The organism is Streptomyces sp. NPDC101194 (assembly GCF_044767885.1).
Lineage (GTDB): Bacteria > Actinomycetota > Actinomycetes > Streptomycetales > Streptomycetaceae > Streptomyces.
Genome location: NZ_JBIWOS010000005.1, coordinates 539,378 through 561,509 on the forward strand (window position 1 = coordinate 539,378; position 22,132 = coordinate 561,509).

A 22,132-nucleotide genomic window follows, 5' to 3' on the forward strand; every position below is an offset into this window, starting at 1 on the left:
TGCCGGGACACGCCGTCAGTGGGTGGCTTCGGTCTCCCGCGCCGGGTCGGAGCGGCCGTCGGGTGTTCGGGGGGCCCGGCTCCGCGCGGCGATCACCACCTGCCCCAGCGCCAGCCCTCCGTCGTTCGGAGGGACCCGGTGGTGGCGCAGGACGGTGAAACCGTGCCCGCGCAGCGTCCGGGCGCATTCCGAGGAGAGCAGGGTGTTGGCGAACACTCCGCCGGTGAGGGCCACGGTGTCCAGGCCGTGCCGCTCACGCGCGAGGGCGCAGGTTCTTTGGACGAGTGCGGCGACCGCGGCGTGGAAGCGCGCCGCGACGACTCCCGGTTCGGTGCCCGCGCGCACATCGCCGACCACGGCGGACAGCACGGGCGCGGGGTCGGCGATCAGCGCCTCCCCGCTGCCCGGGTCGGGCGCCCGCAGAGCGAAGCCGTATCCCTCGCGGTGGTCCCCGGCCGCCCGGAGCGCGGCCGTTTCGAGTTCGATGGCGGCCTGGGCTTCGTAGCCGGCCCGGTGGCAGATACCCGTGAGGGAGGAGACCGCGTCGAACAGCCGGCCCATGCTGGACGTGGGGACGCAGTTGAGGCGGCGCTCCAACTGTCGTTCCAGCGGCCCTAGTTCATCGGAGGGACAGGCCATCGTGCACGGCAGGTCCCGCGCCCACCCGATCCCCGCCGCGTGCAGATGGGCCAGGGCCATGCGGTAGGGACGCCGCACGGAGGCGTCACCGCCCGGCAGAGGAACGTACGCGAGATGTCCGAACCGGTGGTATCCGTCGTAGTCCGCCAACAGGATCTCTCCACCCCACACGGCTCCGTCGTCGCCGTAGCCGGTGCCGTCGAACGCGACACCGATCACCCGTCGGCTGCCGTCCAGGCCGTGTTCGGCCATCGTGGAGGCGATGTGGGCGTGATGGTGCTGGACGCGCACGACCGGCCGCCCTCCGGCCAGGCGCCGGGTCAACTGCCCCGAGCGGTATCGGGGATGGCGGTCGACGGCCAGGGTGCCCGGCCGCACCCCGGTGAGGGTCTCCAGTTGTTGCGCCGCGTGCGCGAAGGCGTGTTGTGTGGCGAGGTCGTCCATGTCCCCGATGTGGGCGGACAACCAGGCTCTGCGCCCCTCCGCCAGACAGAGGACGTTCTTGAGATCGCCCCCGGCGGCGAGGACCGCCGGTACCGGGAAGGGGAGTTCGACGGGCCGGGGGGCGTAACCGCGTGAGCGGCGTACGGTCAGTTGCTCCCCGTCGCAGACACGGACGACGGAGTCGTCGCACGGGACCCTGATCGGCCGGTCGTGGGTCAGCCAGGCGTCTGCCAGGCCGCCGAGCCGCTCCAGTGCCTCGGCGTCGTCGGTGACGATCGGTTCCCCGGCCACGTTGCCGCTGGTCATGACGAGCAGGCGCGGCCCGGCCGGGTCGCCGGGCAGACCGAGGAGCAGGTGGTGCAGGGGGGTGTAGGCGAGCATGACACCGAGGTCGGGGCTGCCCGGGGCGACGTTGTCCGACGGGACGGGGGCGCCCGGCACGGCGGCGGCGCGGGCTCGGCGCCGCAGCAGGACGATCGGCCGGGCGACGTCGGTGAGCAGGGCCCGCTCCTCGGCGTTCGCACGGACGACGTGTTCGATGTCGTCGATACCGCGGGCCATGAGGGCGAACGGTTTGTCACCACGCGCCTTGCGACGGCGCAGCTCGGCCACGGCCAGGGGGTTGGTCGCGTCACAGGCGAGGTGGTATCCGCCGAGACCCTTCACGGCGACGATCGCGCCGCGGGACAGGAGTTCGCGGGCCTCGGCGACCGGGTCCGCGGCGTGGGTGCGTCGCGGGGACGTGCCCGGATCGGGGTGCGGCACCAACAGGTCGAGCCGGGGGCCGCAGCGGAGGCAGGCGACCGGCTGGGCGTGGAAGCGGCGGTCGGCCGGGTCCGCGTACTCACGGGCGCAGTCGACGCACATGGGGAAGCCGGCCATGGTGGTGTGCGCCCGGTCGTACGGCAGCCCCGTGACGATGGTGAACCTCGGACCGCAGTTGGTGCAGGTGATGAAGGGGTGCCGATGTCGCCGGTCGGCGGGGTCGGCCAGTTCGGAGAGGCAGTCGGCGCAGGTGGCCATGTCCGGCGGAATCAGCGTGCGGGAGGGTCCGCCGGTGCGGGAGGCGACGATGGTGAAGCCGGTATCGCCCGCGGCGGGGACCTCCCGGTGCTCGACGGATTCGAGGACGGCCATCGGCGGCGCGTCCGTCGCGATCCCTTCGCAGAACAGGGCCACGACGGCGGGCGATCCCTCGACCTCCGCGACGACGCCCTCGGGAGTGTTGGTGACATGTCCGGCCAGGCCCATCGCGAGAGCGCGCGTGTAGACGTAGGGGCGGAATCCGACGCCCTGGACGACGCCTCGCACCGTGACCCGGCGACGTTGCGTCGGCTCGCCCGGGGCCCGGCCGGACCGTGGCGCCGTCACGCGCGGGTCTGCGCCGCGGCGGCGGACGCACCCGGTGCGGTGGCCTGCTCACCCCGACCGGAATGCGTGCGGGGCCGGTCCCGGCCGTCCTCGTCGTGCTCCGTGTGTGCGTGGGTGTGGGTGTGCGTGTGGTGGGAAGGGGACTGCCGGGCCATGACGGGCTGGTGGACCAGGGCTCCGCTCGCGGCGTCCAGCGCCCGGTCGAGGAGCGCCCCGACGCCGTCTCCGCTCCGGGCGGAGGTGAGGAGCACCGGCACCCCGGGGTTGACCTGCTCGACATGGGCGCGGAACGCGTCCTCGTCGAACTCCACCGCCTCGGCGATGTCTGCCTTGGTGACGAGGACGAGGTGGGCGAGCCCGAAGGCGGTGGGGTACTTCAGCGGCTTGTCCTCGCCCTCGGTGACCGAGGCGAGGACGACCCGCAGCGTTTCGCCGAGGTCGTACGAGGCCGGGCAGACCAGGTTGCCGACGTTCTCCACGAACAGGAGCCGGGTGTCCTCGGGCAGCCATCCGTCCAGGTGCCCGCTCAGCATGTGGGCCTCCAGGTGGCAGAGCCCGTCGGTGAGCACCTGCTTGACCGGGGCTCCGGAGCGGGCCAGGCGTGTGGCGTCGTTCTCCGTGGCCAGGTCGGCGGTCAGTGCCGCGACGGGGACGCCCTTCTCACGGGCCAGCACCAGTTCGCGTTCGAGCAGTGCCGTCTTTCCGCTCCCCGGGCTGGACAGCAGATTGACCACCGTTGTGCCCCGGCGGGCGAGTTCGTTGCGCAGGTGCTGCGCGGTCGTGTCGTTCTTCGCGAGTACCGCCTGCTGCAGATCGACCACACGGCACATGGTTCAGCGCTCCTCGGAAATCGGTTCACGGTGGTGTCCGTGCGCGGGGCCGTCGTTCCAACGGACGTCGGCGATCTGCAGTTCGCGGCCCGAGAGCAGCTCCGCGGTCGCTTCGCCGCACACGGGGCAGCACAGCATCGGCGGCATTCCGACCGCCCATTCGTCCGCACAGGGCGCGCAGCGCGCTCTCGCCCGTACGGAGTCGACGATCAGCTCCGCGCCTTCCAGCACGGTCCCGGCACAGGCCAGTTCGAAGCAGAAGGACAAGGCGTCCGGTACCACTCCGGCCAGTTCGCCGACCTGGAGCCGGACGGACGTGACGCCGACGGCGCCACCGCTTCGGGCCGCTTCTTCCACCTGGCCGACGACGGCCATGGCGATGGACATCTCGTGCATGGGTCTCCGTCCTGCCCGCTTCATTGGACCGGGCGTGGCCGCCGCCATCGGGTCGGCTCGCCGACGCCGCCCGCCAGGTACGTCATTCGGTGCAGCCCGGCTCCGTCCGGTGGCCCGGTGCCGTCACATGCACCGCATGCGCACGTAGCGCTTGATGTCGGGCAGTGCCTGGGCCAGGAGTGCGGCGAGGGCGGCGGCGACCGCGCCGCCGATGATGATCTTCTTCATGACGGTGTTCTTCTCCTCAGTTCACGGCCGTGCCGGTTGCCGGCTGTGTGATGGGCATGGTCTGTTCGTCGTCCCGCACCAGGCGCAGCACCATGTCCACGGCCTGCGGAACGGCCGCGGCCACGGGGGTGCTCAGGCCGATGCCCTCGTCGACGCGGGCGGGTTCGCATCCGACGACCAGCGTGCGTTGCGGGGGCCTGCAGCCCGTCCCGGCGCACAGGGTCTCCAGCAGGGTCAGGACCGTGTCGGGGGACATCCGGTGGCCGTCGAGCAGGGCCTCCTGCGGCTCGATCCGGCCGGGGCGGTCGGCCTCGATCAGATAGAGCGTCCCGGGATCGCCGCCGCGTCGGGTGGCGTCGATCAGGACGAGCGTGTCGTATCCGTCGAGGAGCTGGTACGCGAGATGGACTCCGCGCACGCCGATGTCCACCGCTTCGACGTGGGCGGGCAGAGGCTCCGCGGTCAGTCGTCGTACGGTCTCGACGCCGAAGCCGTCGTCGCCGAGGAAGATGTTGCCGACGCCCGCGACCAGAGTGGTCGCCCGCTGCGCCGAGGGCGGTGTCATGCGTCCTCCAGTGGTGCGACCTCGTCGGGCTGGAAGTAGAGGAACCGCCCCTGCTCACGCCGGATGTCCGCACCCGGATCGCCCTCTACCGTGACCGCGAGGTGGACTCCGCCGTCCACATCGTGGAGTACCGCCTCGACCAGCGCGCTGCGGCCCCGCAGAAAGAGGTCCTGGGCGTCGGTGCGGCGCAGGCCCGGCCGCAGGAGCACACGGCTGCCCGTGCCCACCGGGCGGCCGTCCACCAGGACCCGGTCGTTCTCCGGGTCGACCCCGTCGTCGGCGGCCGGGTCCCACCACGGCTGGTCGGGACGGACCAGGTCGTGGGGGTCGGCCTCTCCCGGGACTCGCGCACGGCCGTCCGGCGCGACGGCCGCGGGCGACCCCGGTTCGGTGGCCTCCCGCAGGGCCCGCACCGCGCCGTGCAGCCGCTCCAGGACCTCGGGGGGCATCGAGTCGGCGAGGTCGATCACCGCCGCCGCCCGGTCGTCCGTCCCCCGGGCCTCACGCTTCTCCTGGTCCGTCAGGGCCGCTGTGCGCAGGGCCAGGATCTCGTCGATCTCCGTGGAGTCGTACAGCGCTCCGGGGCTCTCGGGGGCGATGGCCGGATGGTCCTCCAGGATGATCGGGGACGAGAGCATCAGGTCCGCCCGGCCGGGCTCACCGGCCAGTACGGGCCAGGTGTGCAGGTTCCGGCAGCCCGCGACCGCTCCCGCCGCCCACTCGGGAGGGTCGGTCATGGAGAGGAACGCGCCCGCGTCGAGACCGAGGAGGAGGTGCGCGGCCACCAGCGATCTGGGCAGGGCGTCGTCGCGGTCGCCGTCATCGGCGTCCGGGGTCCATGTGCTGGTGTTCTCCACGACGGCGGTGAGCCGCATCGCCCGGTAGGGGCCGTCGAGTTCGGTGGCAAGGAGCCGCAGTGTCCCGCTGATCTCCTCACAGCGGCGCACCAGCCGGCCCACGGTCCGGCCGTCCTCGTCGCGTACGGTCTCGCTCTCCTCGCGCGCAGGGCGCGTGAACGGGACGACGACGCCGTCGCCGGTGAGCTCGGCCACGGTGGCGAGCACCTCGATCCGTTCCTCCACACCTTCGTCCCAGGGGACGAGGACCCGATCGGTGAGGTGGAGCTCGGGAACGGTCTCGAAGGTGCCGTCGTCGCAGAGCCGCTGCACGACGCGTCGTCGGGCGTGCAGAAAGCGCACCTCGGCCGCCAGGGTCGCATCGGCCTTCGGTTCCATCAGGCACTCGGTGTGCTGGAAGTCGTACTCGTCGGCGGCAGCCGTCCAGGCCGGCGGCACGAGCACTCCGAACTGCCAGCGGAGCCGGTTCTTGGCCGCCGACGCGCGGTACGGATACAGGACGTAGCCCTCGAAGAGGACGGCGTCGGCCACCCCGCGTGCGGTGGCGAATCGCGATTCCAACGCGGGGGTGAGTGTGGACGCGGTCATTGCGCCGCCCTTTCGGCGAGCCCTGCGAGTCCGACGCCGGTGCGGGCCCGGTGCTGCTGGAGGGCGTGGGGTCCGGCGGCGTCGAGAAGGGCCCGGACGGTCGCCTCCCAGGACGCCAGCGCGTGTCGGGAGCGAAATGCGAGCAGTTCGCTCATGGTCTCGCGAGAAAGACGGATCCAGCCGCACCCGGGGAAGTGCTGCTCGACCATTTCCTGCCACGCCGTCACCGGCATCCGGAAGGGCGCCTCCAGGTCCCAGGGCACCGGTTCGACCCGGAAGCCGCCGGAGCCGGTGAACGCGGTACCGGAGAAGAGCATCAGGAGCGGCACCTCACCGTCCGTCAGCGCGTTCAGATACCGTGTCGCGGCGATGTCCAGGTCATAGGTACAGGGCACGACGACGTCCGTCTCGGTCTCCCCGGTGAACGCCGGGACCATGACCGGGACCTGGGCGAACTGCACGGGCTGGAGCGTGCTGCCCCAGCGCGCGCGCTCACCGAACAGGTCCGCCAGCCCCTCGGCCTCGGCGGGTTCGTAGTCGCGCCGGGCGGGCTCGATGCGGATCTGGCAGCGCAACGCCATCGCGTGCACCCGGGCGCCCGGCGAGGCGGTGACCCGGAGGCGGAACACGAGGGTGGGGCCCGCGGCGTACGGGTCGGCGCGTACGCCGGTGCAGGTGAAGGTGAACTCCGTCATCGCGGCGCCTCCCCCGATGTTGCCCGGGAGCGGCGTTCGACGTGTGCGAAGAAGGCCCGGAGGTCGGCACGGGCCTCGGCTCCGCCGTCGAAGCCCTGCCACAACAGACGCATGCGTCCCACCAGTTCGTAGCAGATGTCGATCGGTACCAGATAGCACTCGACCCGGCCCTCGGAGCGGCGCAACAACAGCGCCTCCACATCCGGTTCCAGCAGTTCGGCGAGGCGGCTTCCGCCGAGCACCGTCTGCCAGATCGATGGATCGAGTTCGCTCTCGGTTGCTCCGGCAGGGCTCGGGTACAGCGCCACCAGCCGGTCCAGTGCGGCGTTGCGGAAGAAGAAGGCGACCCCGACCGGGATCTGCAGGAGTTCCCACGCGCCGTCGTCGAAGCGGTGGTCGTGGTCGGCCAGATAGCGGTCCGGGACGCTCAGGAACCGGCCCCGTGCGGCACCGGGCCGTTCGAACAGCAGGGCGCACGGTGTGCAGGCGCACGCCAGCGAACGCTGTTCGGTGTCCACCACGTGCCGGTGGTCCCCCTCGGTGACCCGTACTCCGCAGAGTTCGCACTGCTCCTGCCGGGGTCCACTCGGTGCCGCGAGCCGTCGCAGTGTGTGCAGGCCCGAGGTGGGGGCGGGCCGTCCGGCCCGCGTCGTGGGGGCGCTCATGGTGTGCCGGCCGGGGTCGCCCGGGTGGCCGGCGCGGCCTGCGGCGGACGGGTTCCGATCTGGAGGAGTGCCGGTTCCCGAGCGGCGGAGCCCGGCTCCTGCTCGACCGTGGTCACCTCCGGTGCGAAGCAGGCGAGGACGTTCTCGATCTGCTGCTGTGCCGCCGGCGCACCGCCGCAGCCGCAGCCGCCCGTGTCGGTGGCGCGCAGGCGCAGGGTGCCCGTGCTCTCGTCGAAGGTCACGACCTCGACGGGGTCGCGGACGGCCGCGAGGGCCCGGCCGATCCGTGTTCCGGTGTCCTCGGGGTGCAGGTCGTGCAGGACCAGGAGGCTCGAGACGAGCTCGTCGCCCAGGAGTTCGTCCAGCGTGTCGGCGGTTTCGCGGCCCGGGGCGGCCCGCAGCCCGTCGATGATCCGGGCCAGCCCGGCGCCGTAGAAGTCCATCAGGATCCGCACCAGCTCCTCGGCCGCCGCGACGCCCTTCGGGTCACCGGCTGCCGTCACCCGCTCGAGCACCTCGTCGATGCGCCGTCCGGCCTGCTCCGCGTCGAGCGTCCTCGCTGCCGCGCTCATCCGCCCAGTCCGCTCAGGCCGGTGGGCACGTGCATCTTCTGCACTGTTCTGCCGCCGCCGACGTACATGTGGACCCCGCACGGGAGACAGGGGTCGAAGCTGCGGACGGTGCGCATGATGTCGATGCCCTTGAAGTTCTCCGGCGGGTTCTCCTCGAAGATGGGCGTGTTCTGCACCGCGTCCTCGTACGGCCCGGGTGTTCCGTAGGTGTCCCTGGTGCTGGCGTTCCACGGCGTCGGCGGGTAGGGGTGGTAGTTGGCGATCTTGCCGTCCCTGATCACCATGTGGTGCGACAGCACGCCGCGCACGGCCTCGGTGAATCCGACACCGATGCTCTCGTCCGGGACGTCGAACTTCTCCCACGTCCCGGTACGTCCGGCGCGGACCTCCTCGAGCCCCTTCTCGGCGCAGTGCAGCGCGATCGCGGCCGCGTACGCCTGGAAGTAGGTGCGGGCGCGGTTGCGCTCCAGCGCGTTGCTCCACTTCGGGATCTGCCACTCGAAGGTGGTCTCGGGCTTGGTCATCGTGCGCGGCAGGTTGATGACGACGCTGTGGCCGGTGGCCTTGACGTAGCCGACGTCCACCAGCCCGGAGAGCGCGGTGGACCAGAGGCGCGCGATGGGCCCGCCGCCGGTGTCCAGGGCCAGGTGGTCCTTGCCGTCGAACCAGCGCGGCGACATCACCCAGCTGTACTTGTCGTCGAAGTTCCGCTTCTGCGGTGCGGGGATCGTGTGCTGGTTCCACGGGTGGCGCGGGTCGACCGGGTTGCCGAGCGGGTCGTGGGTGACGAACTGCTCCTTGCCCTGCCAGTCGTCGTAGTACGAACTGCCCAGCAGGATCCGGATGCCGAGGTTGATCTCGGTGAGGTCGTTGGTGACCAGCTTGCCGTCCACGATCACACCGGGGGTGACGAACATCCTGCGCCCCCAGTCGCTCATGTTGGCGTACGTGAAGTCGCAGTGCTCGGGGTCGTTGAGCGCTCCCCAGCAGCCGAGCAGCACCCGCCGGCGGCCGACCTCCTCGTACCCGGGCAGGGCCTCGTAGAAGAAGTCGAACAGGTCGTCGTGCAGGGGCACGACCCGCTTCATGAACTCCACGTACCGCATCAGGCGACTGAGGTAGTCCGTGAAGAGCTGGACGGAGGCGACCGTGCCCACGCCGCCCGGGTAGAGCGTGGAGGGGTGCACATGGCGCCCCTCCATGAGGCAGAACATCTCCCGCGTGTAGCGGCTCACCTGGAGGGCCTCGCGGTAGAACTCGCCCTCGATGGGGTTGAGCGATCGCATGATGTCGGCGATCGTGCGGTAGCCGTGCTCCCCGGCGTGCGGCGCCTCGGTGCGCTCGGCGAGCTCCAGGACGCCGGGGTTGGTCTCGCGGACCATCTTTTCGCAGTAGTCGACCCCGACCAGATTCTCCTGGAAGATGTTGTGGTCGAACATGTACTCCGCGGACTCGCCGAGATTGATGATCCACTCACCGAGGTGGGGCGGCTTCACCCCGTACGCCATGTTCTGCGCGTACACGGAGCACGTGGCGTGGTTGTCGCCGCAGATCCCGCAGATCCGGCTGGTGATGAAGTGCGCGTCGCGGGGGTCCTTGCCCCGCATGAAGACGCTGTAGCCGCGGAACACCGACGAGGTGCTGTAGCACTCCGCGACCCGCTTCTGCTTGAAGTCGATCTTCGTGTGGATGCCGAGACTGCCCACGATCCGGGTGATCGGGTCCCAGGCCATCTCCACCAGGCCGCTGCCGTCGCCGGCCGCCTTAGTTGTCGGTGCCATCGTGTGTGCCGTAGCCCTTCTGAGAAGCGTGCGGTGGGGTCGTCACCGGAAGGTGTGCGGTGCGGTCGTCGTGTGGGGCGTGGTCACCACGGGGGCCGGTAGCCGGTGCTCAGCCGGCCCCGCTTGTGCCGCCACTTCGGCTCCTTGTCCACGGTCTTCGCCGTGATCGTCCGGAGCCTGCGGACGACCGCCCCGTACGCGCCACTGGCGGTGCTGGAGAGCTTGGCGCCCGGGGGTTCGTCCATGAACGGCATGAACTTGTCGGGGAAGCCCGGCATGGTGCAGGCGATACAGATGCCACCGACGTTCGGGCAGCCTCCGATGCCGTTCATCCAGCCGCGCTTGGGTACGTTGCACTTGACGACGGGCCCCCAACAGCCGATCTTGACCAGGCACTTGGGCGAGTCGTAGGTCTCGGCGAACTCGCCCTGCTCGTAGTAGCCGGCCCGGTCGCACCCTTCGTGCACGGTGGCGCCGAACAGCCAGGTCGGCCGGAGTTTGTCGTCGAGCGGGATCATCGGAGCGGCTCCCGCCGCCTGGTACAGCAGATACGTCAGGGTCTCCGAGAAGTTGTCCGGCTGGATCGGGCAGCCGGGCACGCACACGATCGGGATGCCGGCCTTCGACCTCCAGTCCCAGCCGAGGTAGTCGGGCACGCCCATGGCGCCCGTCGGGTTGCCGGCCATGGCGTGGATCCCGCCGTACGTGGCGCAGGTGCCGATGGCGACGACCGCCAGGGCCTTGGGCGCCAGCCGGTCGATCCACTCGCTGGTGGTGATCGGCTGGCCGGTCTCCGGATTGTCGCCGAAGCCGCACCAGTACCCCTCGGGCTTGATCGTCTCGTTCGGGATGGAACCCTCGACGACCAGCACGAACGGGTCGATCTCGCCGCGCTCGCCCTTGAAGAACCACTCGATGAACGTGTCCGCACCACCCACCGGACCGCATTCGAAGTCGATCAGCGGCCAGTGGACCTCGACCTTGGGCAGGCCGGGCAGCGCGCCGGTCACGATCTCCTCGATGCTCGGCTGCATCGCGGCGGTGAGGGCCACCGAGTCGCCGTCGCAGCTCAGCCCCGCGTTGATCCAGAGGATGTGGATCGGGGAGTCCTCCTCGGTGGCCGCGGCCGATGCGTCCACGGTGTTCGACGTTGCTGCATCCATGAGGATGCCTCCCTGGAAAGAGACACACGAAGGCCGGCGGATCGGCCTTCACTGTTCTTCGTAGCAAGCACTCGGTGCGGGTGCCGCGCGGTGCGCCGCCAGTGCGGTGACGTCGTCATTCCGACAGGACCGGCCGGCCGCGGGCGGGCCCGGGGTCTTCGGTTCGGACCCCGCCGGTGGATTCTTGAGCACGAACGCATGGCGCAGCGCGTGGTAGGAGGACCGCGGGTCGAAGAAGATCCGCCGCATCTCGGCCAGCTCCGCCGCCCGGTGGTCGGCCAGGGGCCTGCGGGCCTCGTCCCGGTCCCGTTCGGACTTCTTGGCGGCGATGCGCGACAGGGCCGCCGGTGATTCGGCGAGCCGGCTCGCCAGCCGTACGACCTCGCTCGCGAAGGACTGCGCGTCGCAGTCGACCGTCCGGTCGGCCAGACCGAGCCGCACCGCGGACTCGGCGCTCACCGGCAGCGCCCGTTCGGTGAGGAGCTCGGCGGTGGCCTCCCCCACCCGGCGCGGCAACGTGTACGTCCAGTACTCGGAGCCGTACAACCCCATCAGGCGGTAGTGCGGGTTCAAAACCGCTCCCGACCTGCACCAGACCTCGTCCGCCGCGAGCGCGAGCATGACCCCGCCCGCGGCCGCGTTGCCGCCGATCGCGGAGACCACCAGCCGGTCGGTGGTGGTCAGCACGGACTCCACGAGGTCGTCCATGGCGTTGATGTTCGCCCAGGACTCCTCGCCGGGATCGGCGGCGGCCTCGATGACGTTGAGGTGGATCCCGTTGGAGAAGAAGTCCCGGGCGCCGCCCAGCACCAGTACCGAGGTGGGTCGCCGGCAGGCCAGCCGGTAGGCGTCGTGCAGGCGCCGGCACTGGGTCGTGCTCATCGCGCCTCCGGGGAAGGAGAACCTGAGGAAACCGGCCTGCCCCACCTCCCGGTAGCCGATGTCGCTCCAGCCGCGTCCGCGTTCCTCGTCGTGCAGCGGCGCAGGGTGCTCCGGCAGGGCGGGCAGACGTCCGGCGAGAGCCGTGACGGCCGGCAGTTTGAACGTGGCGTCCCCGCCCGGCCTGCGGCGCGGGCGAAGTTCGGGGATCCACACCGCGCCGTCGGTCGTCGCGCGGCAGACGGCCTCCCCGCGTACGGCCACCAGTTCGCCCGGCCTGCCGCGCAGTGCGTGCTCGGGGTGTCCGCCGTGGAGGAACCACTCGCCCCCGAGCAGTTCGTCGAGCACCCCGGGGCAGGAGTCGGCGGCCCGCAGCTTGCGCAGGACCACCGCCGTGGAGTCCGACCGCCAGTCGATGCGGCGGTGCTCCTGACGGAGGAATGGCCGGGTGCGGATACGCGGCTCCTGGTCGCCGCCGGTCTGCGGACGGGGAACGTACGTGCCGGACGCGAAGCGCTCGACGGCACGGTGCACGGCCCGTGACGCCGCGTCGGAGACCTCGTTGCGGTACAGGTCGCTCTTGCCCACCGCCGGCACCGGAAAGGTCTCCGAGGCCCAGATGTCCCCGGCATCCATCTCCTCGCCGGCCTGCAGGACGGTCACGCCCCAGGTGTCCACGCCCTCCTGGACGGCCCGGTCGAGGGAGGACGGCCCGCGGTCGCCAGGGGGGCCGGGGTGAACCACCAGGCAGGTGTGCGCCGCCCATACGTCCCGAGGGATGGCGGTCTTCAGCAGCGGAGCCAGGACGAGGTCGGGCACGAACTCGCGCACCGCCCGCCGCAGCGACACGTCACGCGCGGACGCGTCCGAAGTCGCGAGCTCCACCGCGACGTTGTGGCCGCGGTCTCTCAGTTCGGCATGAACACGTTGAGTGAGGCTGTTGAACACGCTCGCCACGAGCAGAATATGCACAACAGCCTCCCAACGCCCCACTCCGTCCCGGTCCGGGCGGATTCCGATCATGCGATGGTCGGCCACCCCGGCATGTCACCACCATGCGACCGGCCGCGAAGTCACCCGAAAGCGAACACATCGGCCACCACTCAGGGGAACCCGGACGCGAGCCCTTCCCGTTCCGGGCCCAACTGCCCACCCACCGGCGGCCGGTCGGGTCCGCGCGGCATGACCCGCCCCGGCGGCCTGTTATCTTTACGTGACTTCGCGACGCAACTCTCGGTCATGCTTTGGCCTTGGCTGCGGCGGAGTGGGCGAGGGGGACCGACTGGCCGCCCTCCGGGCGTTCCGGTCCGATCAGCAGCCGCACGGCCTGAACTGAACCTGAGGTTGCACATGCCATACACCGGCCGGGACGAATGATTGCGCCGCCCGCCGTCCGCGGGCAGGCGTCCGCCGGGCCCCGGAAGGACCGGCCCGCACGGCGTACGGCGGCAAACGAGCAGTGACCACTACACGTGTACGGGCACGGTCGAAGTCAGCGGCCGGCCCGGCCTGTCATGGCTGGACGGAATGACACAGCACAACATATTCAGCAGAGCGGCGCGTCGCGCCCGGTCCTTACGCATCCCTGGGACCGGACGCCGGAAACCGGCGAAGCGGCCACGCCCGCGCCTGCCGCGCAGACCCGACTATCCGCGCGCGGGCCGATGCGGCTGGAGGAGATGGGTGCCCTCCTGGCGGTTGGTGACGGGCTCGTTCCTGATGCTCGTCGCAACGCTCGCGACCGTGGTGGGCATCGCCTACGCGCGGACGGACATCCCTGAGGACCTCAACGCCTTCGCCACCCAGCAGGACACCGTCTACTACTGGGCCGATGGATCTCCCATGGCCCGTACGGGCTGGGTGAGCCGCCAGGAGATGCCCCTGTCCAAGATCCCGGACGATGTCCGTTGGGCCGTACTGGCGGCGGAGAACGCCGACTTCTACTCGGACCACGGCATATCGGCCCAGGGGATCACCCGCGCGCTGTGGCGCACGGCCGGCGAGGGTGACACCCAGGGCGGCTCGACCATCACCCAGCAGTACGTCAAGAACGTCTACCTCTCGCAGGACCAGTCCTTCTCCCGCAAGTTCACCGAGATGCTGCTCGCGGTCAAGCTCGACCGTCGTGTGAGCAAGGACAAGATCCTCGAGGACTATCTGAACACCAGCTGGTTCGGCCGGGGCACCTATGGTCTCCAGCGTGCGGCCCAGGCGTACTACGGCAAGGAGGTCACTCAACTCGACGCCGGCGAGGGCGCGTTCCTTGCTTCGCTGCTCAAAGGGGCCTCGCTCTACGATCCCGCCGTCAGCCCCCGCAACCACGCCCGCGCCGTCCAACGCTGGAAGTGGACGCTCGACCGAATGGTGAAGATCGGCAGGCTGAGCCCGGCCGAACGCGCCCGGTACACCACTTTTCCCGAGCCGAAGCCCCCTCACAAGCCGAACAGCACCGCCGGGCAGAACGGATACCTGCTCCAGCTCGCCGAGTCGTACACCAAACGCGCCGGGCACATCTCCGACGCGCGCTTCGACCTCGGCGGCTACCAGATCTACACGACGTTCGAGAAGCCGCGGATGAACGCCCTCACGCGGGCCGTGAAGGAGGCGCGCGAGACGCTCGACCCCGAGCGGCGCAAGGCCGATCGCCATGCCCGGTTCGGGGCCGCGTCCGTCGCCCCGGACGGCCGGATCCTCGCCGTGTACGGCGGGCCGGACTTCGAGCGGCAGGCCTTCAACGAGTCCAACGCGAGCACCGTCCCGGCCGGTTCGGCATTCACCCCCTTCGTCTACGCCGCGGGGCTGGAGCACGGCGTCACACGCAGACGCAACGGCCCCCGGACCACCGTCACACCCTCGACCCTGTACGACGGTGACGACGACATCCCCGTCATGACCACCGAGGGACCGTACTGGGACCGCAGCGGCAAGATGGTCAAGGGCCACAACGACGGCAACCGCTCCTACGGCCGCATCAGTCTGCACGACGCCCTGGCCAAGTCCGTCGACTCCCCGTTCCTCCAACTCGGCATGGATGCGGGACTGAAGAAGGTCCGCCGTACGGCCGAGGCATCCGGGCTGCTTCCGTCGAGCTTCGGTCCGCCCGTCCCGTCGTTCTCGATGGGCAACTCCACACCGAGCGCCATCCGTATGGCCGACGCCTACGGCATGTTCGCGGCGCACGGCATGCACACCGATCCGTACTCGGTCCGCAAGGTCACACGCAACGGCGAGCCGGTCCGGCTCGATCTGCCGCGGCCCGAGCGCGCCGTGCGCTCCGCCGTCGCCGACGAGGTCACCGCATCCCTCGCACGACCGATCGGGGAGAACGGTGTCGCGTCCGGCTCACCGGTCGCCGCCAAGGCCGGAACCACCGAGGACGACACCGCGCGCTGGTACGTGGGATACGACCGGGTCGCCGCCACGGCCGTGGTCATGTACCGCATGGACCTCACGAAGAGCCTCGCGCCTCTGCCGCTCAAGGGGGTCGGCGGCGCCTCCGCGACCGGCAAGAAGCTCCCGTCCCGGATCTGGAACACCTACACGGAAGCCATGACGAAGTGACAGACACCACATCAGAGCCCGTCGTTCAGCGCATACGGGCTCGGCTGACGCCCCGTGTCGCACTCGGGCTCACGGCATGTCTCCTGGCCTCGGGGACCGCGGCGCTCGTCCCGTCGGTGTCCGGCGACTCGGACGGCCGGACACCGCAGCAGGGCACCAGCACTGTGGCCGCGCCCACGCCCACCGCGCGGGCGCACCGTGATGGTGACGGCAGGAGGACACAGGAGAAGTGGGACGGGAAGGTCAGGATCCTGGGTGACGGCTCCACGTCGTACACCGGGCCGCAGCCGGGTCAGTTGAAGGCCGAGCGCCTCAAGCCGGGCCAGAAACCTCCCCAGTTCGTGGTGTTCTCGTGGGACGGCGCGCTGGAAGGCGACGATCGCATGTTCTCGCGCTTCCGCCGTGCGGCGAAGGAGAGCAACGCGCACATGACGTTCTTCCTCACCGGCATCTACCTGCTTCCGAAGGAGAAGCGGGATCGCTACGAGCCGCCGCAGCACAAACGCGGCGCGGCTGCGATCTCTTACCCGACGCGCGAGCACATCCGTATGACGCTGGAACAGCTCGGCGACGCCTGGCGGGAGGGCAACGAGATCGGGTCGCACTTCAACGGCCACTTCTGCGACAAGAAGGGGGGTGGGGACTGGAACACGTCCGAGTGGATCAGTGAGATCAACCAGTTCTACTCGTTCGTTCAGAACTGGAAGACGAACACGGGCTTCACCGACCTCGATCCGCTGCCTTTCGACCCGACCCGCGAAGTCGTCGGCGGGCGGGCTCCCTGTCTCGAAGGCCAGAAACCCCTTATTCCCGCGACCAAGCCCTTCGGCTGGCGCTACGACGCCAGTTCCCCGGGGGACTTCCAGATCTGGCCGTCCAAGAAGAACGGCGTCTGGGACCTTCCACTGCAGATGCTGCCGTTCCCCGGGAAGGACTTCCAGGTGCTGTCCATGGACTTCAACTTCCTCTACAACCAGTCGGAAGGCAGCACCGAGGGCGACCCCGCGAAGTTCCCCACGTGGCGCAAGGAGGTGCGGGACTCCTATGTCGCGGGATTCGAGCGGGTGTTCAACGGCAGTCGCGCACCACTGTTCATCGGAAATCACTTCGAGGACTGGAACGGCGGGATCTACATGGATGCCGCCGAGGAGACGATGCGGGAGGTCTGCCCGCGCAAGGAGGTGCGCTGCGTGTCCTTCCGTGAGCTGACCGACTGGCTCGACGCACAGGACCCCGAGGTCCTCGCCGAGTGGCGCACGCTCGACCCCGCCCAGCCGCCGAACTGGAAGCAGTAGGCGGACGAACGCGGGATGCGGAGCTCCGGCGGGACGACTCACGTGACATGACGAGTCGTCCGGTGCCGGGCTCCGCGGTCCGCCGGGTGCGGGCGTCGTCGACGCCCGGGGTCAGCCCGCCTTCTTGACGAACTCCGTGGTGTACGTCTTGTCGAGGTCCACCTTCGCGTTCTTCAGGTTCGGGTTGAAGGCCTTCAGGACCCGCTCGACGGTGGCGGGGCCGTCCGCGGGCATGACACCGTCCGTGGTGAACATGGGCAGGGTGCTCTTGATCGCCTCCGCGTAGAGGGCCTTGCCGCCGCCCTGGGCGTAGTCGGCGGGCATCTTCGCGGCGATCTCGTCCGCGCTGTGCGTGGACATCCACTTCAGCGTCTTGACGAAGGCGTTGGCCAGCTTCTGGACGGTCTCCTTGTGGTTGTTGACCCACTCGGTCTGCATGTAGAGGCTGGAGGACGGGTAGGGGCCGCCGAGCGCCTGCTGGGAGCCCTCGGGGGTCCGCATGTCGATGAGGACCTTGCCGAGCTTCTTGTCCAGGATGGTGGCGACGGTCGGGTCGGTGGTCATGCCGCCCTGGATGGATCCCTGCTGAAGCGCGGAGATGAACGTCTGCCCCGCGCCGACGGCCACGGGCGTGAATTCGCTGGTCTGCACGTCATTGCTCACGGCAAGGTACTTCGTCAGGAAGTCGGTCGAGGAGCCGAGGCCCGTCACTCCGAGCTTCTTGCCCTTGAAGTCCTTCGCCGACTTGATGTCACCCGCCGCCTGGTTCGAGACGATCTCGACCTCGCCGGGGGCATGGGAGAACTGGACGACCGACTCGACGTGCTTGCCCTTCACCTGAAGGTCGAGGGTGTGGTCGTAGAAACCCACCGTGCCCTGGACATCGCCGGAGACCAGTGCCGTCTCGGCCTGGACGCCTGCGGGCTCGGTGAGGAGCTGGACCGACACCCCCTCCTCCTTGAAGTAGCCGAGCCGCTCGGTGAGCATCGCCGGCAGGTAGATGACCTTGTCCAGGCCCCCGACCATGATCTTGACCTTGTCGTTCTTGTCGCCGGAGGCCGAGGTCGAGTCACCGCCACAGGCCGTCAGGGTGGTCAGGGCGAGCGCCCCTGCGACAGCGACGGCCGAGATCCGGGTGGATGTGCGCATCTGATTCACGTCCTTGTGAAGAAAAAGTCGGGTGTACGGGTGTGCGGCGGGCGTCAGCGGGCGGTGTCGGCGTCGGCCGGCTTCCAGCGGAAGAGCCGCCTTTCGAGGAAGGTCAGCAGGCCCTCGGCCAGCAGCGCGACGATCGCGAGGATGACCATCGCGGCGTAGACGCCGGCCGCGTTGAACGTGCCCTGGGAGGCGGCGACCAGCAGTCCGAGCCCCTTGGTGGCACCGATGTACTCGCCGACGATGGCGCCGATGAGCGCGAAGCCGAAGCTCACATGCAGGCTGGTGAAGATCCACGACGTAGCCGAGGGGATGACCACCTGAAGGGTCACCTGACGGTTGCTGGCGCCCAGGATGCGGGAGTTGGCGACGAGATTGCGGTCGACCTCCCTGGCTCCCTGGAACGCGTTGAAGAAGACGGGGAAGAACACGAGGACGACCGCGGAGGCGACCTTCGAGGCCGGGCCGAGGCCGAACCAGATGAGGAAGATCGGGGCGAGCACGATGCGCGGCAGTGCGTTGAGCACCTTGATGTACGGGCCGAGGACGTCGGCGGCGAAGCGGACGCGGCCCAGTGCGATTCCGAGCAGCACACCGGCGATCACACCGATGACCCAGCCGAGCAGCGCTTCGTAGAGCGTGTACCAGATCTGCTCCCACAGGGAGCCCTGTGCCGTGCCGTCGACGACCCAGGTGCGGATCTGCTCCCAGATCTTCGACGGCATGGAGAAGTTGAACGGGTCGATGACCGCGGTCCTGGCCAGCCACTCCCACAGCCCGATGACCGCGATGAGCACCGCGACCCGGCTCCCGAGCACGAGGAACTTGCGGTTCCGGGCGGCCCGGGCCCTGGCTCGGGTCCGTTCGGTCTTGGTGACGGGGGCGCTCGCGGTGATGGTTTCAGGCGACATTGAACGCACCCCTCTCGCGGGTGATACGGACCTCTTCACCGAGTGAGGACCAGATCTCCCGGTAGATCTCGATGAACCGGGGTTCCAGACGCACCTGCTCGACCTTGCGAGGGCGGGGCAGGTCGATCTCGAAGACCTCCTTGATCGTGGCCGGTCCCGCCGTCATGACCACGACCTTGTCGGCCAGCGCGATGGACTCCTCCAGGTCGTGGGTGACGAAGACGACGGAGGCGCCGGTCCCGGCCCACAGCTCCAGGAGTTCGTCCGACATCAGGGCCCTGGTCTGCACGTCGAGGGCGGAGAAGGGTTCGTCCATCAGCAGGATCTCGGGGTCGTTGACGAAGGTCGCCGCGAGGGCGACGCGCTTGCGCTGCCCGCCGGACAGCTGGTGGGGGTAGCGGTCCTCGAAGGAGGACAGCCCGACCCGGGCGAGCCACTCCCGGGCCCGCTCCTTCGCCTCGGGCTTCGGTACGCCGCGGAAGCGGGGGCCCGCCATCACATTGGACAGGACGGTCCGCCAGGGGAAGACCGCGTCCTGCTGGAAGACGAAGCCGACCTTGTCGCCGATGCCGCGCACCGGTTCACCACCCACCAGCACCTCGCCCTCGGTGGGCTCCTCCAGCCCGCTGACGAGGGTCAGGGTCGTCGACTTGCCGCATCCGGTGGGGCCCACGACGGCGACGAACTCGCCGCGCCCGATCGTGAGGTCCAGATCCCGTACGGCGGTGTGGAGCGTCCCCGACGGGGTCCGGAACGCTTTGCTCGCCCCCCGCAACTCGATGGCGGGGCTCGTTTCGCTGTTCATGGAGCGGGACGCTAGGGGCGGCCCGGGAACGTGGGCACCCTTGCGCCCACAACTCCGGCTTCTGCCCATAACCCGCGGTTCTGCTCGTTCTGCTCGCGGTGCGACAACGAATACGCCACGAGGACTGGTCATGCGCGTCGGTGACGTTTACCTTGCGTTCACACGAGGACGAAACGGAGCATCAGGTTCCTGGTTGACGGAAGGCAGAGGGCGAGCGCATGCGGATTCACTGGCCCCGCCGTGTCTTCGCCCAGGTCCTGCTCACCCAGGTGGCCATCACCACGGGCGTGATCATGCTCGTCACCGGGCTCTTCCTCGCGCCCCTGAGGCACCAGCTCGACGACCAGGCCATGCGGCAGGCCCTGTCCATCGCCCAGACGGCCGCCGCCGAACCCGGTCTGGTGCGCAACCTGACGAGTACCGAGCCCACCCCCACGGGGCCGGTGCAGGCCGAGGCCGAGCGGATGCGGCGGGCCACCGGAGCGCTCTACATCGTGGTCATGGACACCCGCGGGGTGCGCTGGTCCCACACCGAGACCGAGCAGATCGGCAAGCATGTCTCGACCGACCCCAGCACCGCGCTGTCCGGCCGGGAGATCATGCAGATCGACAACGGAACCCTGGGACGCTCGGCACGCGCGAAGGTCCCGCTGCGGGACAGCGGGCGCGTCATCGTGGGCGCGGTCTCGGTGGGCATCGCCTACGACAGCGTCCACACACGGCTGCTCGGAGCCATCCCCGGTCTGCTGCTCTACTCCGGGGCTGCGCTCGCCGCCGGTGTGCTGGCCGCGCTGGCCGTCTCCCGGCGGCTGCAGCGCAGCACCCACGGCCTCGCCTTCGCCGACATCTCCGCGTTGCTGGACGAGCGCGAGGCCATGCTGCACAGCATTCGCGAGGCGGTTCTCGCCCTCGACGCCCGGGGCCGGATCCGACTGCTCAACGACGAGGCGCAGCGGTTGCTGGAACTGGACCAGGAGGCCGTCGGACGCACCCTGGGCGAGGTGCTGCCGCCGGGCCGGACGTCGGAGGTTCTGGCGGGACGGGTCGACGGCGCCAACCTGATCACCGTCTGCAACGGCCGCGTGCTGATCGCCAATCGCATGCCCACCGGTGACGGCGGAGCCGTCGTCACCCTTCGCGACCGCACCGAGCTGGAGCTGCTCGGCCGCGAGCTGGACTCCACCCACGGGCTGCTGGACGCGCTGCGCGCCCAGGACCACGAGCACGCGAACCGGCTGCACACCCTGCTCGGGCTGCTGGAGCTCGGAAGGCACGAGGCCGCGGTGGAGTTCGTCGCGGAAGTGGCCCATGGTCACCGGGCATCGGCGGAGCAGGTCGCGGAACGCGTCAACGATCCGCTGATCTCGGCGCTGCTGGTGGGCAAGACGGCGATCGCGGCGGAGCGGGGCGCGTCCCTGCTCGTCTCGCCCGCCACCCGGCTCCCGGACGTGGTGGTGGACCCGCGCGATCTGGTGACGGTCCTCGGCAACCTCATCGACAACGCCCTGGACGTCGCCACGCTCATCGAGGTCGAGCTGCTCGCCGAGGGCACCACCGCGGTCCTGCGGGTCAGCGACAACGGCCCCGGGGTGCCGCCCGACATGCGCGAGCACATCTTCACCGAGGGCTGGTCCACCAAGGAGTCCCCGGCGCACCGCGGACGCGGGCTCGGTCTGGCGCTGGTGCGCAGGCTGGCCGAGCGCTACGGTGGCGCGGCTCGCGTCACGGCCCGGGCCGGTGGTGGCGCCGTCTTCACCGTCGTCCTGCCCGAGGCACTCAGCGTCCGGCCGTTGACCGAAGTGGGAGATTTGCGATGATCGATGTCCTGGTGGTGGACGACGACTTCCGTGTCGCCGAGATCAACGCTGCTTATGTGGCGAAGGTTCCCGGTTTCCGCGTCATCTCCCGTGCGCACAGCGCCGCACAGGCGCTGGCCTTCCTGGAGCGCGAACACGTCGACCTCGTCCTTCTCGATCACTATCTTCCGGACGAGACGGGGCTGACCCTCGTCCGGCGGCTGCGCCAGCTCGGCCATCCGGCCGATGTGATCATGGTGACCGCGGCCCGTGACATAGCGACCGTGCGGGCCGCGATGCGGTACGGCGCGCTGCAGTACCTGGTCAAACCGTTCAGCTTCGCCGGTCTGCGGTCCAAGCTGGAGAGTTACGCCACCCTGCGCCGGACCCTCGAAGGCGTGGGGAGCGGTCGCGGCGAGGCGGGCCAGGAGCAGGTCGACCAGATCTTCAGCGCGCTGCGCACGGCGGAGTCCGGCCCCGCGGCGGGTCTGCCCAAGGGCCACTCCGCACCCACGGCCGATGTCATCCGCCATGTCCTGTCGGCCGCCGACGAGCCACTGTCCGCACACGAGGTCGCCGCACGGGCCGGTCTGAGCCGCTCCACCGCTCAGCGGTACCTCAAGTACCTGGAAGGCGCGGGCCGCATCAGCCTCAGCCTCAAGTACGGTGACACGGGCCGGCCGGAACACCGTTACGCCTGGTCGAAGGCGGGCTGAGGAACGCACGGCGGTACGGCCGCTCCGGTCTCAACCGTCCGGCCGGCCAGGCGCGGGGCGGGGCTGGGCGGGGCGGGGCGGGGCCACCGTCCGGCGGAGGGTCGGCCTCGGGATGTCCCGTGCACGGACGCCGAGGTCGCCCGGCGAGAGCGCGGCCGCAGGCATGACCCATGCGGCGCGGCGTCGAACGGATGGCTCGGCGCGCCGATCGCCGCGATGG

The 22,132-nt window shown here is 70.1% G+C and carries 19 protein-coding genes; 4 read left to right on the forward strand and 15 right to left on the reverse strand.

Features of this window, described 5'->3' with window-relative positions:
• Positions 1-15 precede the first annotated feature (15 nt).
• From hypF to ACIRP2_RS22145, 12 genes are all read right to left on the reverse strand, one after another.
• On the reverse strand, positions 16-2,454 hold the full coding sequence (hypF, locus tag ACIRP2_RS22090) for a carbamoyltransferase HypF (RefSeq protein WP_404252727.1): 2,439 nt from the start codon (positions 2,452-2,454) through the stop codon (positions 16-18).
• Complete coding sequence (hypB, locus tag ACIRP2_RS22095) at positions 2,451-3,284, reverse strand: hydrogenase nickel incorporation protein HypB (protein ID WP_404252729.1); 834 nt, start codon at positions 3,282-3,284, stop codon at positions 2,451-2,453. Before hypB ends, hypF begins: the two co-directional genes overlap by 4 nt.
• Before the next feature lie 3 nt (positions 3,285-3,287).
• Positions 3,288-3,680 carry a hydrogenase maturation nickel metallochaperone HypA gene (gene hypA / locus ACIRP2_RS22100; RefSeq protein WP_404252731.1) on the reverse strand — a complete coding sequence of 131 codons (393 nt, stop codon included), beginning with the start codon at positions 3,678-3,680 and terminating at the stop codon, positions 3,288-3,290.
• 123 nt (positions 3,681-3,803) lie between these two features.
• Entirely contained in the window at positions 3,804-3,908 is a 105-nt protein-coding gene (locus ACIRP2_RS22105; RefSeq protein WP_404252733.1) for a DUF6893 family small protein, read from the reverse strand.
• Positions 3,909-3,924: 16 nt separating this feature from the next.
• Positions 3,925-4,473 (reverse strand): hydrogenase maturation protease, encoded by a 549-nt coding sequence (locus ACIRP2_RS22110; RefSeq protein WP_404252735.1) that lies wholly within the window; start codon positions 4,471-4,473, stop codon positions 3,925-3,927.
• Positions 4,470-5,918 (reverse strand): hypothetical protein, encoded by a 1,449-nt coding sequence (locus ACIRP2_RS22115; protein WP_404252737.1) that lies wholly within the window; start codon positions 5,916-5,918, stop codon positions 4,470-4,472. The genes ACIRP2_RS22110 and ACIRP2_RS22115 overlap by 4 nt, the downstream gene beginning before the upstream one ends.
• On the reverse strand, positions 5,915-6,613 hold the full coding sequence (locus ACIRP2_RS22120; protein ID WP_404252739.1) for a DUF6084 family protein: 699 nt from the start codon (positions 6,611-6,613) through the stop codon (positions 5,915-5,917). Before ACIRP2_RS22120 ends, ACIRP2_RS22115 begins: the two co-directional genes overlap by 4 nt.
• A complete protein-coding gene (locus tag ACIRP2_RS22125; protein WP_404252741.1) occupies positions 6,610-7,278 on the reverse strand; it encodes a DUF5947 family protein in 669 nt (222 codons plus the stop codon). Before ACIRP2_RS22125 ends, ACIRP2_RS22120 begins: the two co-directional genes overlap by 4 nt.
• Positions 7,275-7,850, reverse strand: coding sequence for a hypothetical protein (locus ACIRP2_RS22130; protein ID WP_404252743.1), 576 nt, complete (start codon positions 7,848-7,850; stop codon positions 7,275-7,277). The genes ACIRP2_RS22125 and ACIRP2_RS22130 overlap by 4 nt, the downstream gene beginning before the upstream one ends.
• Positions 7,847-9,631 carry a nickel-dependent hydrogenase large subunit gene (locus ACIRP2_RS22135; protein WP_351076501.1) on the reverse strand — a complete coding sequence of 595 codons (1,785 nt, stop codon included), beginning with the start codon at positions 9,629-9,631 and terminating at the stop codon, positions 7,847-7,849. The genes ACIRP2_RS22130 and ACIRP2_RS22135 overlap by 4 nt, the downstream gene beginning before the upstream one ends.
• Before the next feature lie 83 nt (positions 9,632-9,714).
• The gene (locus ACIRP2_RS22140) at positions 9,715-10,794 is read right to left on the reverse strand and encodes a hydrogenase expression protein HypE (RefSeq protein WP_404252745.1); all 1,080 of its coding nucleotides are present in this window, start codon (positions 10,792-10,794) and stop codon (positions 9,715-9,717) included.
• A 48-nt stretch (positions 10,795-10,842) separates the two neighbouring features.
• Positions 10,843-12,645, reverse strand: coding sequence for a hydrogenase maturation protein (locus ACIRP2_RS22145; RefSeq protein ID WP_404252747.1), 1,803 nt, complete (start codon positions 12,643-12,645; stop codon positions 10,843-10,845).
• Between the two features lie 555 nt (positions 12,646-13,200).
• On the opposite strand from ACIRP2_RS22145, the gene ACIRP2_RS22150 reads away from it, so the two are divergent.
• Together ACIRP2_RS22150 and ACIRP2_RS22155 are read left to right on the forward strand one after the other, a co-directional pair.
• Positions 13,201-15,234: a transglycosylase domain-containing protein gene (locus ACIRP2_RS22150; RefSeq protein ID WP_404252749.1), complete on the forward strand. Its 2,034-nt coding sequence runs from the start codon at positions 13,201-13,203 to the stop codon at positions 15,232-15,234.
• Entirely contained in the window at positions 15,231-16,529 is a 1,299-nt protein-coding gene (locus tag ACIRP2_RS22155; RefSeq protein ID WP_404252751.1) for a hypothetical protein, read from the forward strand. The genes ACIRP2_RS22150 and ACIRP2_RS22155 overlap by 4 nt, the downstream gene beginning before the upstream one ends.
• A 111-nt stretch (positions 16,530-16,640) precedes the next feature.
• Here ACIRP2_RS22155 and ACIRP2_RS22160 read toward each other — a convergent pair whose 3' ends face one another.
• The 3 genes from ACIRP2_RS22160 to ACIRP2_RS22170 are packed head-to-tail and all read right to left on the reverse strand — an operon-like array spanning position 16,641 to position 19,400.
• Positions 16,641-17,678, reverse strand: a complete 1,038-nt coding sequence (locus tag ACIRP2_RS22160) for an ABC transporter substrate-binding protein (RefSeq protein WP_404252753.1) — start codon at positions 17,676-17,678, stop codon at positions 16,641-16,643.
• A 53-nt stretch (positions 17,679-17,731) separates the two neighbouring features.
• The gene (locus tag ACIRP2_RS22165) at positions 17,732-18,595 is read right to left on the reverse strand and encodes an ABC transporter permease (protein WP_404252755.1); all 864 of its coding nucleotides are present in this window, start codon (positions 18,593-18,595) and stop codon (positions 17,732-17,734) included.
• On the reverse strand, positions 18,585-19,400 hold the full coding sequence (locus tag ACIRP2_RS22170) for an ABC transporter ATP-binding protein (protein WP_404252757.1): 816 nt from the start codon (positions 19,398-19,400) through the stop codon (positions 18,585-18,587). The genes ACIRP2_RS22165 and ACIRP2_RS22170 overlap by 11 nt, the downstream gene beginning before the upstream one ends.
• A gap of 218 nt (positions 19,401-19,618) precedes the next feature.
• Between ACIRP2_RS22170 and ACIRP2_RS22175 the strand changes: the two genes are divergently transcribed.
• The gene (locus ACIRP2_RS22175; protein WP_404252759.1) at positions 19,619-21,217 is read left to right on the forward strand and encodes an ATP-binding protein; all 1,599 of its coding nucleotides are present in this window, start codon (positions 19,619-19,621) and stop codon (positions 21,215-21,217) included.
• Positions 21,214-21,912, forward strand: coding sequence for a response regulator (locus ACIRP2_RS22180; RefSeq protein WP_404252761.1), 699 nt, complete (start codon positions 21,214-21,216; stop codon positions 21,910-21,912). The genes ACIRP2_RS22175 and ACIRP2_RS22180 overlap by 4 nt, the downstream gene beginning before the upstream one ends.
• Positions 21,913-22,132: the final 220 nt, after the last annotated feature.